The 14,983-nt window shown below is 39.8% G+C and carries 12 protein-coding genes and 1 tRNA gene; 3 read left to right on the plus strand and 10 right to left on the minus strand.

Going from position 1 to position 14,983, the window contains the following annotated elements:
* Nucleotides 1-47: 47 nt before the first annotated feature.
* The 6 genes from CWB76_RS14335 to CWB76_RS14360 form a co-directional block, all read right to left on the minus strand.
* Nucleotides 48-371, minus strand: a complete 324-nt coding sequence (locus CWB76_RS14335; protein WP_138608560.1) for a hypothetical protein — start codon at nt 369-371, stop codon at nt 48-50.
* 114 nt (nt 372-485) lie between these two features.
* A tRNA-Ser gene (locus CWB76_RS14340) sits at nt 486-576 on the minus strand.
* 106 nt (nt 577-682) lie between these two features.
* On the minus strand, nt 683-1,060 hold the full coding sequence (locus CWB76_RS14345) for a hypothetical protein (protein WP_041709037.1): 378 nt from the start codon (nt 1,058-1,060) through the stop codon (nt 683-685).
* A 203-nt stretch (nt 1,061-1,263) separates the two neighbouring features.
* Nucleotides 1,264-1,812, minus strand: a complete 549-nt coding sequence (locus CWB76_RS14350; RefSeq protein ID WP_138608508.1) for an NAD(P)H nitroreductase — start codon at nt 1,810-1,812, stop codon at nt 1,264-1,266.
* Nucleotides 1,813-1,922: 110 nt separating this feature from the next.
* Complete coding sequence (locus CWB76_RS14355; RefSeq protein ID WP_138608510.1) at nt 1,923-2,612, minus strand: HvfX family Cu-binding RiPP maturation protein; 690 nt, start codon at nt 2,610-2,612, stop codon at nt 1,923-1,925.
* Between the two features lie 89 nt (nt 2,613-2,701).
* On the minus strand, nt 2,702-4,663 hold the full coding sequence (locus tag CWB76_RS14360) for an oxidoreductase (RefSeq protein ID WP_138608512.1): 1,962 nt from the start codon (nt 4,661-4,663) through the stop codon (nt 2,702-2,704).
* Nucleotides 4,664-4,949: 286 nt separating this feature from the next.
* On the opposite strand from CWB76_RS14360, the gene sppA reads away from it, so the two are divergent.
* A complete protein-coding gene (gene sppA, locus CWB76_RS14365) occupies nt 4,950-6,815 on the plus strand; it encodes a signal peptide peptidase SppA (RefSeq protein ID WP_138608514.1) in 1,866 nt (621 codons plus the stop codon).
* A 70-nt stretch (nt 6,816-6,885) separates the two neighbouring features.
* Nucleotides 6,886-7,896 carry an asparaginase gene (gene ansA / locus CWB76_RS14370; protein WP_138608516.1) on the plus strand — a complete coding sequence of 337 codons (1,011 nt, stop codon included), beginning with the start codon at nt 6,886-6,888 and terminating at the stop codon, nt 7,894-7,896.
* 66 nt (nt 7,897-7,962) lie between these two features.
* On the opposite strand, the gene gnd is transcribed toward ansA, so the two are convergent.
* The gene (gene gnd / locus CWB76_RS14375) at nt 7,963-9,336 is read right to left on the minus strand and encodes an NADP-dependent phosphogluconate dehydrogenase (RefSeq protein WP_138608518.1); all 1,374 of its coding nucleotides are present in this window, start codon (nt 9,334-9,336) and stop codon (nt 7,963-7,965) included.
* 374 nt (nt 9,337-9,710) lie between these two features.
* On the opposite strand from gnd, the gene pyk reads away from it, so the two are divergent.
* On the plus strand, nt 9,711-11,147 hold the full coding sequence (gene pyk / locus CWB76_RS14380) for a pyruvate kinase (RefSeq protein WP_138608520.1): 1,437 nt from the start codon (nt 9,711-9,713) through the stop codon (nt 11,145-11,147).
* Between the two features lie 75 nt (nt 11,148-11,222).
* Here pyk and CWB76_RS14385 read toward each other — a convergent pair whose 3' ends face one another.
* The 3 genes from CWB76_RS14385 to CWB76_RS14395 all read right to left on the minus strand — a co-directional run bounded on the left by CWB76_RS14385 (nt 11,223) and on the right by CWB76_RS14395 (nt 14,879).
* Entirely contained in the window at nt 11,223-12,047 is an 825-nt protein-coding gene (locus CWB76_RS14385) for a LytR/AlgR family response regulator transcription factor (protein ID WP_138608522.1), read from the minus strand.
* Complete coding sequence (locus CWB76_RS14390) at nt 12,044-13,117, minus strand: sensor histidine kinase (RefSeq protein ID WP_138608524.1); 1,074 nt, start codon at nt 13,115-13,117, stop codon at nt 12,044-12,046. The genes CWB76_RS14385 and CWB76_RS14390 overlap by 4 nt, the downstream gene beginning before the upstream one ends.
* Before the next feature lie 205 nt (nt 13,118-13,322).
* Nucleotides 13,323-14,879: a SulP family inorganic anion transporter gene (locus CWB76_RS14395; protein WP_010389896.1), complete on the minus strand. Its 1,557-nt coding sequence runs from the start codon at nt 14,877-14,879 to the stop codon at nt 13,323-13,325.
* Between the last annotated feature and the right edge of the window lie 104 nt (nt 14,880-14,983).

Below are 14,983 nucleotides of genomic sequence, written 5' to 3' on the forward strand. Positions count from 1 at the left end.
AGTTAAAAGACCCGTATATGCTATCACAAAATAAAAGGTCTTTGGGGCTAGTTTTTATTGAGTTTTTCTTTAATTAAACCAATAGCAAAGGTACACACAGGCAAACTGAGTAAAATTCCAACAAGTAAGCTCATCGACAATAATCCAGCCACACCGACCAGTAAAAGAGGCACAGCTACTAAACCGATAGTGCCAATATAAAACGCGCCCCATACAGGCCAATAATTATCGTATTTTGTAATTAAATGCCCCGATAAAATATTAAACCCGATGCCATATAATAAGGTCATTATTAGTGCGTCGTCTGGATATGCATCAATAGCCATTTTTTGTAATAACGATATGGCGCTTTGGTAACAATAACCAAACACAGTCCATAGAAGAATGTGCTTAAGTAAACGTTTAGAAAAGGATAATTCCGGGGACTGTGACATTATAAAGCTCCAGATAGCAAAAAACCGCCAATAAGGCGGTTTTTTAAATAATGGTGGAGAGATAGGGATTTGAACCCTAGAGGGGCTATAAACCCCTGCCGGTTTTCAAGACCGGTGCATTCGACCACTCTGCCATCTCTCCGTACGGCGCGCATAATAAGATCATACGCTTAGCTTGTAAAGCCCTATTTTAATAAAACCGGCTAAATAGTTAAATATAAACCGCTTTAGTTATCAATTAGCCATTATTAGTAATATTGCTTAGGCCTACGAGCAATCCAAGAGCACACTAAACAGACCAATAAGCTGGCTGTTAAAAATGCAATACTTTGAAATATTAAATCGAAGCGATTAAGGTCATCGCTCGGGATCACAACCAATACAAATGAAGGCAGTACAGTGAACAGTAAAACATAACAACATATTTTAAAGGCTCTGCCAAAATCAAACCGTTTCGATTGTTGCATCCACCAAGTTAGCAATACCAGCACCCCTATTGCTGAAGCAGCAATAAAATGCTCGGCTTGAGTGCTCATTGCAACATAAAATGTCGCAAGCGCGCCAACTACACCCCAGATTGACCAAGCAAACCAGTTTTCTTTTTCACGTAAAAATAAATTTCCCATCATTTTCGTCTTCTTTATCGTTATTATTGGTAAGACTTTCCATACATTACCAAAAAACAACCGATTAAAAAACAAACTGAAGAAGATTTATTACGTTTAGTGCTTCCGTGCGCTTCTCGCAGCTACAATATTAACCGCAGTAGTGTAACACGATTAACTTAATGAATTATGACTATATTGAATATAAAAAGTTCATACTATTTCTACAAAAAACTAAAATAATTTTCTGGTTTGTGCCTTGGTGACTTTTTGCATTCAATTGCCGGCGTCCCTAAATATAAATAACCGACAATTTCATCATCATCATTTAAGTTAAGCGCCTGTTTAACACTGGGGCTTTGTGCAAAGTAACCCGTACGCCAAATACCGCCTAACCCCTGAGCGAATGCGGCTTGTTGCATTGCCAATACGCCACAACCTGCGCTTTGTACTTGTTCAATTCTAGGAACTTTTGGGTGTGGTTGATATTTTGCAATCGCAATAATAATCATGGGTGCTCTAAGCGGTAACTCCTTAGCGCGATTAATTACTTTTTCAGCCTGCTGCTCTGCTATAGCGCTTTGATAATAAATTTCACCTAACTTATGACGCGCACCACCTTGAACAATAATATATTGCCACGGTGCAATACAGCCATGATCGGGCACTCTCAACCCAGCCTGCTGAATAATGTTTAACTGCTCTTCATTAGGCCCTGGCGCTGTCAATTTTGCATCAGATTGGCGAGTGAGTAAAAGCTCAATAGCATCCATAGTGTGCTCTCAAAATTCAAAACGTAAGAGTAACATTTATAAGTAAAAAATAAACACTGCAGGGTTAAAACTACTAAGCAGATAAAATTAATGAAGCGAGTGTTTATATCCTAGTAACTATTGATGTAGGCACCGCGTTTAAACCAATAATCTAGGCTTACAAAACGCCCACCTCCCGTAAAGAATAAGCTAAGTAACATGGCAAAATAAATAGCAGAAAATTCGATGCCGTTATTTAGTATTGATGGTTTACCTTTTTCGTATAGGTAATCTTCAAAGCCATATTCTTCAACTAAGCTGCGAATTTTACCTATGCGGACTTGTACTTCTTTTGAATTTTCAAGGCTTTCTTTGGCACCAGGAACTGATAGCCAATCAAGTACTTGGGCGGCACTTGTTTGTGGATTTGTTGGCGCTATAGCAAACCAGCCGTTATGCCAGTGTACTGTTGTTGCTGCTACCACCATTGTAAACATAAGTGGAATACTCACTAAGCGCGTAAATAAACCAATAAGTAAAAACCAACCTCCTAAAAACTCACTCCAACCGGCTAAAAAAGCCAGCAAATCAGGAAACGGTAATCCTAATCCCCAGTCACTATTGCCAAACCACTGAACGATATCATCAGAGGCTAAAAACTGGTTAAAAAAACCATTAGTATCGCCACTTATTGCGAGTTTGTTATAGCCTGCAATAATCATTACAGGCGCTAAAATCAAGCGAAAAAGCAAAGCAGGCAAACCATCCAATAAAGATAATTTACCTATAATATTGTCGTAAAGTGTAATTAATTTAATCATGCGCACTCTTGTATGTTCATTGTTTATTAAGTTATAGACTATAAACAAACATGACCGCGCACAGAGCTAAATTATTTCGCCCTTAAAGATTAAATTTGCCTTGCTACTTGTAACGCTTCAAATATTGCGCGTTTAGCATCAATAGCAGCAGCCAATTTAGCGCCACCTATAACATGCACGTTGGCGCTCTCAGCTTGTGCTTTAAATAACTCGTCGTTAGACACTTGACCAATACAAGCAATAACCGTATCAACTGGCAGTACTTGAGTTTCACCAGCAACACTAATAGTTAGGCCGTTTTTATCAAAACTATGATATTGGCAGTCTGCAATTTGTTTAACACCATGCTGTTTGGCAACTTGACGGTGGATCCAACCCGTAGTTTTACCTAAGTCACCACCAAAGCGCCCTGCACTGCGTTTTAGCATATAGAGCTGACGAGCATCTTTGTGCGGTTGAGGTTCGCACTCTATACCCCATTGGGTTTTAAAGTCGCTAATGCTTTGTGACTTATGTTCACTTAAAAATGCCACCATATCAAAACCAATACCGCCGGCACCGAGTATAGCGATAGAACTGCCCAACTCTACTTCACCGCGTATAACTTCATCGTAAGCAAATACACGCTTATCATCGCTGCATTTAATCGTAGCCTCACGCGGCCTTACACCGGTTGCAAATACCACATCATCAAACTCAGTTAGCATACTGTCACTAAATGCTTTACCTAATTCAATGGTTACATTAAGACGCTTAAGTTCATTAGTAAAGTAAGCTAATGTATGATTAAAGTCTTCTTTACCAGGTATTTGCATCGCTAAATTGAATTGCCCACCCATGTGTTGCTTTTGGTCAATCAGGGTTACATTGTGCCCTTTTTGCGCTAAGTAACAGCTAGACGATAAACCTGCAGGTCCAGCGCCAACAACTAATACATTTTTAGCTTTCTCTGCTTTTTCTAACGGGTAATCAAGCTCAAAACCTGCTTGTGGATTTACTAAACAGGTAGCGCGCTTACCTTTAAATACATGATCTAAACAACCCTGATTACAACCAATACAAATATTAATATGCTCAGATTGCTTAGCCGCGTATTTATTAAAAAATTCAGGATCGGCTAATAATGGACGCGCCATAGAAATTAAATCAGCTTCGCCAGCATTTAAAATATCATTAGCAATCTCTGGGGTATTAATGCGGTTTACCGCAATAACAGGCACACTGATAACGTCTTTTAAACGCTTTGACGCTTCTTTAAATGCACCTGGTGGCACCATACTCGCAATTGTAGGTACGCGCGCTTCATGCCAACCAATTCCGGTATTAAAAATATCAACACCCGCTTTTTCAAGTGCAACAGCTTGTTGAGTTACTTCATCAGGGGTGGAACCATTAGGGATTAGATCTATAACCGAGAGTCTAAAAATAATTAAAAATTTATCCGATACTTTTGCTCTTACCGCTTTTACAATTTCAACGGCTAAACGCATCCTGTTTTCAAGGCTGCCGCCAAATTCGTCGTTTCGTTTATTAGTATGCGGTGCCATAAACTCATTAATCAAATAACCTTCTGAGCCCATTACTTCCACGCCATCGTAACCAGCCTTTTCAGCCAAATAAGCCGAGTGAGCAAAATCTTTAATCGTTTTGTTAATTGAACTTAAAGACATTTCCTTTGGTTTATATGGATTAATCGGAGCTTTTATAGCACTTGGTGCCTGATTAAAAGGGTGATACGCATAACGCCCAGCATGTAATAATTGCAAACATATTTTACCACCATGTTGATGAACAGCTTGCGTATATGCACGATGCTTAAATACATCGTAATAACTATTAAATGATGAAGAAATAGGCGTTAACTTACCGCGTAAGTTAGGGCTGTAGCCTCCGGTAATAAGCATCGCAGTGCCACCTTTGGCACGTGCTTCATAAAAGGCACGAAGGCGTTTGCGATTGTGCCAACCTTCTTCAAGGCCGGTATGCATTGATCCCATTACTAAACGGTTGCGTAGTTGTGTGTGTTTTAGTTCTAGTTTTTGTTCTAACATCCTGTGCCCCAATAACTGGTCTAACCTGTGTGTTTGTCCAATTCTGCTTTAATGACGCAAAATAAGCAATATACGAGCAGCTTAAACTTAAACTTTTTAATTTAAAACGCTCGTTTTATGTATTACTGTTAATTGTAAAATACGGCTAAAAGTGACATAAACATTCGTATAATCATATGTGTAATTGAATTTATAAATGTTTCGTTACGATTTAGCAGTTAAATTAATTTATATTCTAAGCTACTATGGCAATAACGTTTTAGCTGTACGAATTTAAGGAGCTATTTTGATAGCGAAGGTATTTAAAGGTATATGGACAGGGATTAACTTCTCGCGTCGTTTAGTACTAAATTTATTATTTTTATTTTTGGTTATCATTTTCATTGTCTCAGTATCAAGTGACGGCGATAAAATCATTGTCGAAGAGGGTTCTGTCCTCAGGCTCAACCTAAACGGTCCTATTGTGGAAGAAAAAACCTACGTAGACCCTGTAGAAGCGGCCATTAATGATGCAACAGCAAGTGCTGATACCCCTACTGAAATACTACTTGATGATGTCATTGAAGTGATCAATGAGGCGTCAGAAGACTCTCGTATCAGCGCAATTTTGCTTGATTTACAAGAAATGCCAAAAGCGCACTTAAATAAGCTTAAGCAAATTACAAAAGCACTTGATGCATTTAAAGCAACTGGAAAAAAAGTAATTGCTTCAGGTTATTACTATACACAAGCGCAATATTACATTGCCGCGCATGCAGACGAAATTGCGATGCACCCTTATGGTAGTGTGCTTATTGAAGGCTACGGTATGTACCCGCTTTACTTCAAAGATGCATTAGAAAAATTAGAAGTCACTCAGCATATATTTCGTGTAGGTACTTTCAAATCTGCCGTTGAACCGTTTATCAGAAACGATATGTCAGAAGCAGCTAAAGAAGCAAACCGCGTATGGTTAGGTGCTTTATGGAACGAATATAAGCAAGATGTAAGTGCGGTGCGTCCATTTGACGAATCAAATTTTGATGAAACAATGGATACTTATTTAGCCAAAATGCAGGCTGCCAATGGTGATGCGGGTAAATACGCGCTGGATAATAAATGGGTTGATTCTCTCAAAACTAATCAACAAATTCGTCAGCAATTAATTGATCTAGTTGGCGCTGAGGAAGATGGTAAAACATTTAAACAAGTGTCTTTTGGTGAATACTTAAGCTTAGTTAAGCCGCCAATTGAGTTTGATAACCCAATGACAGAAAAAGTCGCTGTTGTTGTAGCTAAAGGTACCATCGTAGACGGTGAGCGTCGTGCCGGTGAGATTGGCGGTGATTCAACAGCTGCACTATTACGCAAGGCACGCCTTGACGATAAAGTAAAAGCAGTCGTGTTACGTATTGATTCTGGCGGTGGCAGCATGTTTGCCTCTGAAGTTATTCGTGCTGAAGTATTGGCGCTTAAGGCCGCAGGTAAACCAGTCATTGCTTCAATGAGCTCAGTAGCTGCATCAGGTGGTTATTGGATTGCATCAGCGGCAAATGAAATTTGGGCAGCACCTAGTACGATTACCGGCTCAATCGGTGTATTTGGTACCTTTATGACCTTTGAAGATACCTTAGCTAAAATCGGTGTTTACTCTGATGGTGTAGCGACTACAGAAATGGCCGGTTTTTCAATAACTCGTCCACTAAATGAAAAAATGGCACAAGTGATTCAAATGAGTGTTGAAGAAGCTTATGAACGTTTTTTAAATGTCGTTGCCGATGCACGTAATATGACCCCTGAGCAAGTTGATAAAATTGCCCAAGGCCGCGTTTGGATTGCATCGCAAGCTCAAGAGCTTGGTTTAGTTGACAAGCTGGGTAACAAGCAAGACGCTATCAAAGCGGCTGCAGAGCTTGCTAAACTTAACTTCTATGAAGTTAAAACAATTAAACAATCACTTAGCCCTCAAGAACAAATGCTCCAAGATATTTTTGGTAGCGCCGCGGTTAAATCAGTGCTTGGACTTGAAACACAAAAATCAGCAGTACTAGCTAGTCAAGCTAACCTGCAAAGCGTGATTAAGCAATTAAGCAGCGAAGTAGAAAACCTGAAAGATTATAACGATCCACAAGGTGTTTACGCGCGCTGTTTAGAATGTACAGTTGCACAATAATGCCCTAACAGGCTGTATTGATTAGCACTTAGCGTTATACTAAGCCCAGTTTTTTTACTGGGCTTTTTTTATGAAACGTAAACGCATTTACATCGCTTATACTGGCGGTACTATAGGAATGAAAAAATCAATCCGCGGCTATATTCCTGCCGAAGGTTTTTTAACCGAAACTGTGGTTAATAACGCAGAATTTAATCGTGAAGAAATGCCATTATTCGATATTCATGAATACTGCCCACTGATTGACTCTTCAGATATGTCTCCTGCCCACTGGCAACTTATTGCTGATGACATAAAAAGTAAGTACCAAGATTACGACGGCTTTGTAGTGCTGCATGGTACAGATACCATGGCATATACGGCATCGGCTTTATCGTTTATGTTTGAAAACTTAACAAAGCCTATTATCGTGACCGGCTCACAAATTCCGCTCTCTCAATTGCGCTCTGATGGTCAAGTTAACCTACTTAATGCCATGTATTTAGCAGCTAACTACCCGATAGCAGAAGTCAGTTTGTTTTTTAATAATCAATTATTTAGAGGCAACCGTGCAACCAAAGCACATGCCGATGGATTTGATGCATTCGCCTCCCCTAACCTAGAGCCATTAGCGCTGTCTGGCATTAATATTCAACTGATCAAAGGTCAGTTAAGTCCGTATGTAGAAAATGAATTACAAGTTGCGCAGATCACTCCTCAAGCCATTGGTGTATTGTATTTATACCCTGGGATCAGCAAAGAAGTGGTTAAAAGCTTAGTTAATGGCAACATTAAAGCATTGGTACTGCTGAGCTTTGGTGTGGGTAATGCACCGCAAGACCCTGAGTTTTTGGATATACTTGATGAAGCGAGTAAGCGCGGCGTTATTATCACTAACCTCACTCAATGCCTAAAAGGGCAAGTGAATATGGGCGGATATGCCACTGGAAATGCGCTACTCAATATAGGCGTGATCAGTGGTTTTGATATGACCTTAGAAGCCTGTTTAACTAAACTGCATTATCTTTTTAGTCAAAATTTAGAAATCGAAACGATTCGCCATTTAATGCAAGATAATTTGCGGGGTGAGTTAACTCGTTAGGTGTTCAGCTAAACGAATAACAAAAAAGGACGCTATTTAGCGTCCTTTTTATTTACTTAGATTTTATTAACGAACTTTTGCGTCAATATCAACTAAGTCAGTTAAATGACACGTTTCCCCACTGTGGGTCTTAATGCCATGCTCACCAAAGTAATCACGCTGGGCTTGTACTAAATGCCCATTACTTGGTGTTGTTAACGTTGCTAAGTAGGTTTGTGTTGCACTTAGCACAGGGAATGCCAGACCCGTCATGACCGCTTGGCCCGTTACTTTACGCATTGCGAGTGACTCTTTTTCAAGAGTATCAATAAACTCAACACCTTGCGCTACACTGTCTAAGTAATCTGCACGAATAATACACCCTGCACGCCAAGTTTGTAGTGTTTTGGCTAAATCAACTTTCCACTGATGAGTACGAGAAGCACCTTTAATTAATGCAAGCCCTTGACGATACGCTAGTAAACTTGCAAGAGTAAATGCATCTTTTAGTTCATCTAAATCAACATCAACCTGCGCGGTATTTTGTACGCTGTACGTCATCTCTTGTGCAGCAGTGGTATTGCATGCATTAGTTAAATGACGTGCTTGAACAGCGGCGACTAATGACGGTACCGCAATACCCAACTCAAGTGCATTTTGAGCTGTCCATAAGCCAGTACCTTTTGCGCCAACTTTGTTATCAATTAAGTCAACAAGGGGCACATTTTGCGAATTTTCAAGTGACAAAATATGGCTAGAAATTGACAATAAATAGCTATTTAACTGACCTTGTGACCATTCATTAAATATCTCAGCAATTTCTTTTGGCGAGCGCTTAGTTCCATGACGAAGTAACTGATACACTTCAGCAATAAGTTGCATCAGTGCGTATTCAATTCCATTGTGAACCATTTTTACAAAATGACCGCTGGCTGATTGACCAACGCGAGCAAAACACGACTCGCCTTTGTAGCTTGCAGCAACTTTTGTAAACCATGGCTCGACACGCTCCCAGCCACCTTCAGAACCACTTGCCATCATAGCTGGCCCATGACGCGCCCCCTCAGCACCACCTGAAATACCCATGGTGGCAAACTCAAACTTGTCTTGGTATTTTAGCTTGCGATTAATTCCGTCTTTGTAATTACTGTTACCGCAGTCAACAATAATATCACTACATTGTACACCTGCTTCAATCAGCTCGTTGCAAACTGCATCAACCAACTCACCCGCAGGTACAAGTAATAAAATAGAACGCGGTGTTTCTAAACGCCTAACCATATCCCCTAGATCAGAGACAATGTGAAGTTTATCAGCCATGCCTTGTGACTTAGCACAGCTTAATAACTCTTCACCCGCATTTGGGTTTTTGTCATAAGCGACCAGCGTTATCCCTTTTTCAATCAAGTTCAGGGCAAGATTTTTCCCCATAACGCCTAACCCTACTAATGCAACTTGCATTTAGTGCCCTCCTCGGTAACAACTATTTGGTTAGTAAATTAAAATAATACCGCGTGCATTATACTCAGGCCTAAGCCATGAGCAAAGCTACATGCATTTATTACAGTTAAAATAAACACTGCAATTATATCAAACAACCGCCCTCACAGGGGAAGAAATAGCGCTGCTATTTAAATTTTTAGATCATTGACGCCCTGTGACACCGGTGTCATAATGATGACATATTGATCTTGTATATAATAGTCGCAATGTTATGAAAATTGCATAAAACTAAAATTACTATTTAACCTGAAATCTTCTTATGAGATTTATTAAATAGTCACTAAAACAAAATAACCGTCAACTTGCTTAAAATAAGCGCACAGGAGAATTTAATGTTAAGACGTACAAAAATAGTCGCGACACTTGGACCTGCAACAGACAGAGATAATAACTTAGAAAAAATAATTCGCGCAGGCGCAAACGTCGTTCGATTAAACTTCTCACATGGTGTTGCACAAGATCATAAAGACCGTGCACAAGCAGTTAGAGATATAGCCGCTAAATTAGGTAAGCACGTTGCAATTCTTGCTGACCTACAAGGTCCTAAAATCCGTGTTTCAACCTTTAAAGAAGGTAAAGTGACTTTAGCGGTTGGTGCAAAATTCGTTCTTGATGCAAAAATGGAAAAAGGTGAAGGCGACATTAACGCCGTTGGTATTGATTACAAAGAGCTACCACAAGATGTGGCTCCTGGTGATTTACTGCTGTTAAACGATGGTTTAATTCAGCTTACTGTTGAGCATGTTGAAGGTCACTTAGTACACACTGTTGTTACTGTGGGTGGCGTGCTATCGAACAATAAAGGGATTAATCGTTTAGGTGGTGGTTTAACTGCACCCGCGTTTACCGACAAAGACAAAGAAGACTTAATCACTGCTGCTGAAATTAATGTTGATTATATTGCCGTTTCTTTCCCGCGTAGTGGCGATGATATGCGTTATGTTCGTTCTCTTGCAGAAGCTGCAGGCTCTAATGCTCAGCTTTTGGCTAAAATTGAACGTGCTGAAGCAGTAGAAACGCAAGAAGCAGTAGATGATATTATTTTAGCGTCTGACGCTGTGATGGTTGCTCGTGGTGATTTAGGTGTTGAGATTGGTGACGCAGCTTTAATGGGCAAACAAAAACTCATTATTCGTCGTGCTCGTTCATTAAACCGTACCGTTGTAACCGCTACGCAAATGATGGAATCGATGATCGATAATCCTATGCCAACACGCGCAGAAGTTATGGATGTTGCCAATGCAGTACTTGATGGCACCGATGCAGTTATGCTTTCTGCTGAAACCGCCGCTGGTGATTACCCAGAAGAAACCGTTGCTACTATGGCGCGTGTTTGTTTAGGTGCTGAGTCGCAAAAAGAGACTCATGTTTCTAAGCATCGTTTAGATAGCCGCTTCTCTTCTAATGCGGAATCAATTGCTCTCTCTGCAATGTATGCAGCTAATCACTTAGACTCTGTGAAAGCGATTATCACCCTGACTGAATCCGGTAGCACAGCAAAACTTATGTCACGTATTAGCTCAGGCTTACCCATTTACTCACTTTCACGTCATGCCAGTACATTAGGGCAAACAGCACTATATCGTGGTGTTTACCCGGTGTTTTTTGACTCTACCAAATGTGAAAAAGATAATATGGTTAAAGATGCATTAAACACGTTAGTGGCTGCAGGTTCACTGCAAGTAGGCGACACCGTGATTATCACCCATGGTGATGCAATGGAAACAATTGGTGCAACCAACACGATGAAGATTGTGACTGTTTCGTAAAAGTTACTACAAAAAAACGCGAGCTATTTGCTCGCGTTTTTTTATGCTATTAATTTAACCTGAACTCTGGTTAATTTAGCTTGCCAGCGCTGCTTTTACTTTGTCGCGATAGCTTCGGCTAACTTTGAGTTCTTGACCGTTTTCAAGTACCAATAAGTACTCACCACTTACCTGAGTAACCAGCTTACTAATTTGTTTAGTGTTAACAATTGCACTGCGATGGACACGAACAAATAGATTTGGGTCTAATTCTTGTTCAAGCTCTTTCATGGTTTTACGTAATATATGTGTTTGCCCATCTTGGCAATGTAAACACATATAATCACCTGCGGCATCTACCCACTGTATAGTAGCAACCGGCACTCTAACAATTTCGCCCTGCTCTTTTACTGCCAATGACTCAGGGTAGCGACGATCAGTTAAGGTATCACCTGTGGCTAATTTCTTTAAAATTTCTTCACAGTTATTACCCGTTATTCCAGCGACAAAACTAGCTAATTTTTTCTTATGGGCGTTGTCCTGCTGGGTTTTTAAATAGGTATGCACTTTTTCTACCGCCTGTTTTAATCTGTTATCATCAACGGGTTTTAAAATGTAATCTAAAGCATGGATTTCAAATGCTTTAACAGCGAAATGATCAAACGCAGTCACAAACACAATGGCGGGCAAATCTTTACTACTTTCACTCAATGCGCGCGCAACTTCAAAGCCATTCATGCCTGGCATTTGAATATCTAAAAACACGAGGTCAATTTTTTCGTTTTTGCAGCTTTCGATTGCATCAAATCCTGAGCTACATAGTTTGATCACTTCAATATCAGAAAACTCTTCAAGCCTGACGGCTAAGCCTTTACGTGCTAATGGTTCATCATCAACAATCAACGTTTTTATTCTTGTCATTTCTTCACAGCCTTCTCAAACGGAACTCGCAGATTAACTTTCAATCCACTTGGCGTATTATGTGATAATACAAACGAGTAATTATTTTCGTAGAGCGTTTTTAATCTGTCTCGGGTGTTTGCTACACCCACGCCTTGCGCATTAACTAACTGGCCATTTACAATTTCAGTGCCAGGGCCATTATCGCCTACTTCAAGTAATAATTCATTAGCAAATACCTGTGCTTTTATATCTATCACGCCACCTTCTGCCATGTGGGCTATGGCGTACTTAATGGCATTTTCAATGATTGGTTGTAATATTAAGCTAGGTACCAAGGCTTGTTGGGCTTGCTCACTCACATCAACATTAACCTGTAATCGTTCATCAAAGCGCACACGTTCAATTTCTAAATAAAGCATTAATGCGTGTAACTCTTGCTCTAGCGGCACTTTTTTAATTGGATCAGTGTTGAGTGTATAACGCAAAAAATCACTCAACTTAGATACCATTAAGTTAGCATCTTTGTTTTCTTTAACCAAAATTAAAGTGGAGATAGCATTAAGGGTATTAAATAAAAAATGCGGGTTTAACTGATATCTGAGCATCTTTAGCTGCGCTTCATGCGCCATTGTAGTTGCTTTTAACGCTTTTTGGCGTTCACTTTGTAATAGTTGATAATACTTAACCCCAAAGTACAAGCCACTCCAACACAAAATAATATAAACGGAGTCTAACCCTTGTTGTAAATAATAAAACCATTCTTCAGGGCGATAACCGTGACGATAAATCTCCCATAAGTTAAACTTTTGAACCACGGCCCAGAGCGTACCAGTTACATACGAGGCACCAAATACAACAATAATTAAGACCCACGGCGAGGCATTCCAAATTTTGCGATATATATAACGTAACGGGACAGTCATTAAACAGCCCGCATAGGCATTGAGTAAAATAACAAATACGTAAATATCACGCATTTCAAATACTTTAGAACCAATGTAATTAACTAACGCATACCCTATCCAGCCAGCGATTTGTAAAAGCCAGAAAAAGCGTTGTCTGTTATCAATTAAAGACTGCCAATTCAAAATTAATTATTACCTTGTAAATTTGGTATTATTATATCGATTTATCAACGGGTATAGCACTACCAACTGTCTTACTTTTTAATAGCCCTATCGCAAACTATAACCCAAGCTTATGCATTTATAGTTAAGCATTTCACTTAAGTTGTACGCATAAAAAAAGCGAAAGGTAGGTACCTTTCGCTTCTCAATGTTTACTTTTTATTTATTAAGCAAGCTTGTCTGAAGCAACTTTATAAGTTGGATCTTCAATAACGTTTACTTCCACTAAGTCACGCGCTTTATGAAGTAGTTCAGTACAATCTTTACTTAAGTGACGTAAATGCAACTTTTTACCGGCTTTATTGTACTTATCAGCTAAGCTGTCAATTGCTTCTATTGCACTGTGGTCCGCAACACGGCTGTATTTAAACTCAACAATAACGTCTTTAGGGTCGTTCTTTACATCAAATAAATCGGCAAAGTTTTTAACTGAACCAAAGAATAAAGGCCCGTGTAACTCGTACACTTTTGAACCTTCTTTATCAATATAGTTCGTTGTGTATATATGTTTTGCATGCTGCCAAGCAAACACTAATGCAGACACAATAACACCCACACATACTGCAATGGCTAAGTCAGTGATAACCGTCACACCCGATACTAAAACAATTACAAATGCGTCAGATAAAGGCACGCGTTTCATCATTTTAAAACTTGCCCATTCGAATGTACCCAGCACCACCATAAACATAACCCCAACTAATGCCGCTAGTGGGATCATTTCAATTAAACTTGAGGCAAAGATAATAAACGCAAGTAACATCAGCGCAGCACTAATACCAGATAAACGCGAACGGCCACCTGAATTAATGTTAATCATAGATTGGCCAATCATGGCACAGCCACCCATTGCACCAAAGAAACCACATGTGACGTTTGCCGCACCTTGGCCAATACATTCTTTATTAGAATGGCCACGTGTTTCTGTAATTTCGTCAATCAAGCTTAGCGTTAATAATGACTCAATTAAGCCAATTGCTGCAAGAATAAGCGCATACGGGAAGATAATTTGTAGTGTTTCTAAATTAAAAGGCACCATAGGAATATGGAACTGCGGTAAACCACCTGCAATTGTTGCGGCTTCATTACCTGTCATTCCTTTTAAGAAATCAAGTACAGTGCGCGCTTCTAGGTCAAGGCCAATAACTAAGCCAGTAACCGTCACAATGGCAACCAATGACGAAGGGACTGCGGTCGTTAATTTTGGTAAAAAGTGAATAATAGCCATAGTTAGCGCCACTAAACCGAGCATGATGTACATTGCACTGCCCGTCATCCACTCTTGGCCGCCAGCACCATCAGGCACTTTAAACTGCCCAAGCTGAGCTAAAAATATCACAATTGCTAAGCCATTAACAAAACCGAGCATCACCGGATGTGGAACCATACGTATAAATTTACCGAGCTTAAATACTCCGGCCAATATTTGTAATAGCCCCATGAGCAAAACGGTGGCAAATAGATATTCCACTCCGTGATCAAGCACTAAACTTACCATTACAACCGCAAGCGCACCGGTTGCACCCGAAATCATACCCGGACGACCACCAAAAATAGCCGTAATTAAGCCAACAATAAATGCGGCATATAAACCAACAAGGGGTTCTACATTTGCAACAAAGGCAAATGCAACAGCTTCTGGGATCAAGGCAAGTGCCACGGTCAATCCAGAGAGAATATCGTTTTTAGCAGAGCTTGGCGCCCTACTGAGTAAGTTAAACATTGAGTTCCTCAGTTTTATTTAGCTGACAAAAAAAGCGCTGAATTCTATCAAATTAGCGCTCATTTCACAATTATAGTTAATGCAGCCGATTTGTTTATCATCGG

Source organism: Pseudoalteromonas sp. S1609, assembly GCF_005887255.1.
Taxonomy (GTDB): domain Bacteria; phylum Pseudomonadota; class Gammaproteobacteria; order Enterobacterales; family Alteromonadaceae; genus Pseudoalteromonas.

What these genes read in the sequence shown, in the direction of transcription:
- CWB76_RS14355 (WP_138608510.1), bottom strand. Translation starts at nt 2,612, where the DNA reads ATGATTAAATTAATTACACTTTACGACAATATTATAGGTAAATTATCT.
- gnd (WP_138608518.1), bottom strand. Translation starts at nt 9,336, where the DNA reads ATGCAAGTTGCATTAGTAGGGTTAGGCGTTATGGGGAAAAATCTTGCC.
- CWB76_RS14385 (WP_138608522.1), bottom strand. Translation starts at nt 12,047, where the DNA reads ATGACAAGAATAAAAACGTTGATTGTTGATGATGAACCATTAGCACGT.
- CWB76_RS14345 (WP_041709037.1), bottom strand. Translation starts at nt 1,060, where the DNA reads ATGGGAAATTTATTTTTACGTGAAAAAGAAAACTGGTTTGCTTGGTCA.
- ansA (WP_138608516.1), top strand. Translation starts at nt 6,886, where the DNA reads ATGAAACGTAAACGCATTTACATCGCTTATACTGGCGGTACTATAGGA.
- CWB76_RS14360 (WP_138608512.1), bottom strand. Translation starts at nt 4,663, where the DNA reads ATGTTAGAACAAAAACTAGAACTAAAACACACACAACTACGCAACCGT.
- pyk (WP_138608520.1), top strand. Translation starts at nt 9,711, where the DNA reads ATGTTAAGACGTACAAAAATAGTCGCGACACTTGGACCTGCAACAGAC.
- CWB76_RS14395 (WP_010389896.1), bottom strand. Translation starts at nt 14,879, where the DNA reads ATGTTTAACTTACTCAGTAGGGCGCCAAGCTCTGCTAAAAACGATATT.
- CWB76_RS14350 (WP_138608508.1), bottom strand. Translation starts at nt 1,812, where the DNA reads ATGGATGCTATTGAGCTTTTACTCACTCGCCAATCTGATGCAAAATTG.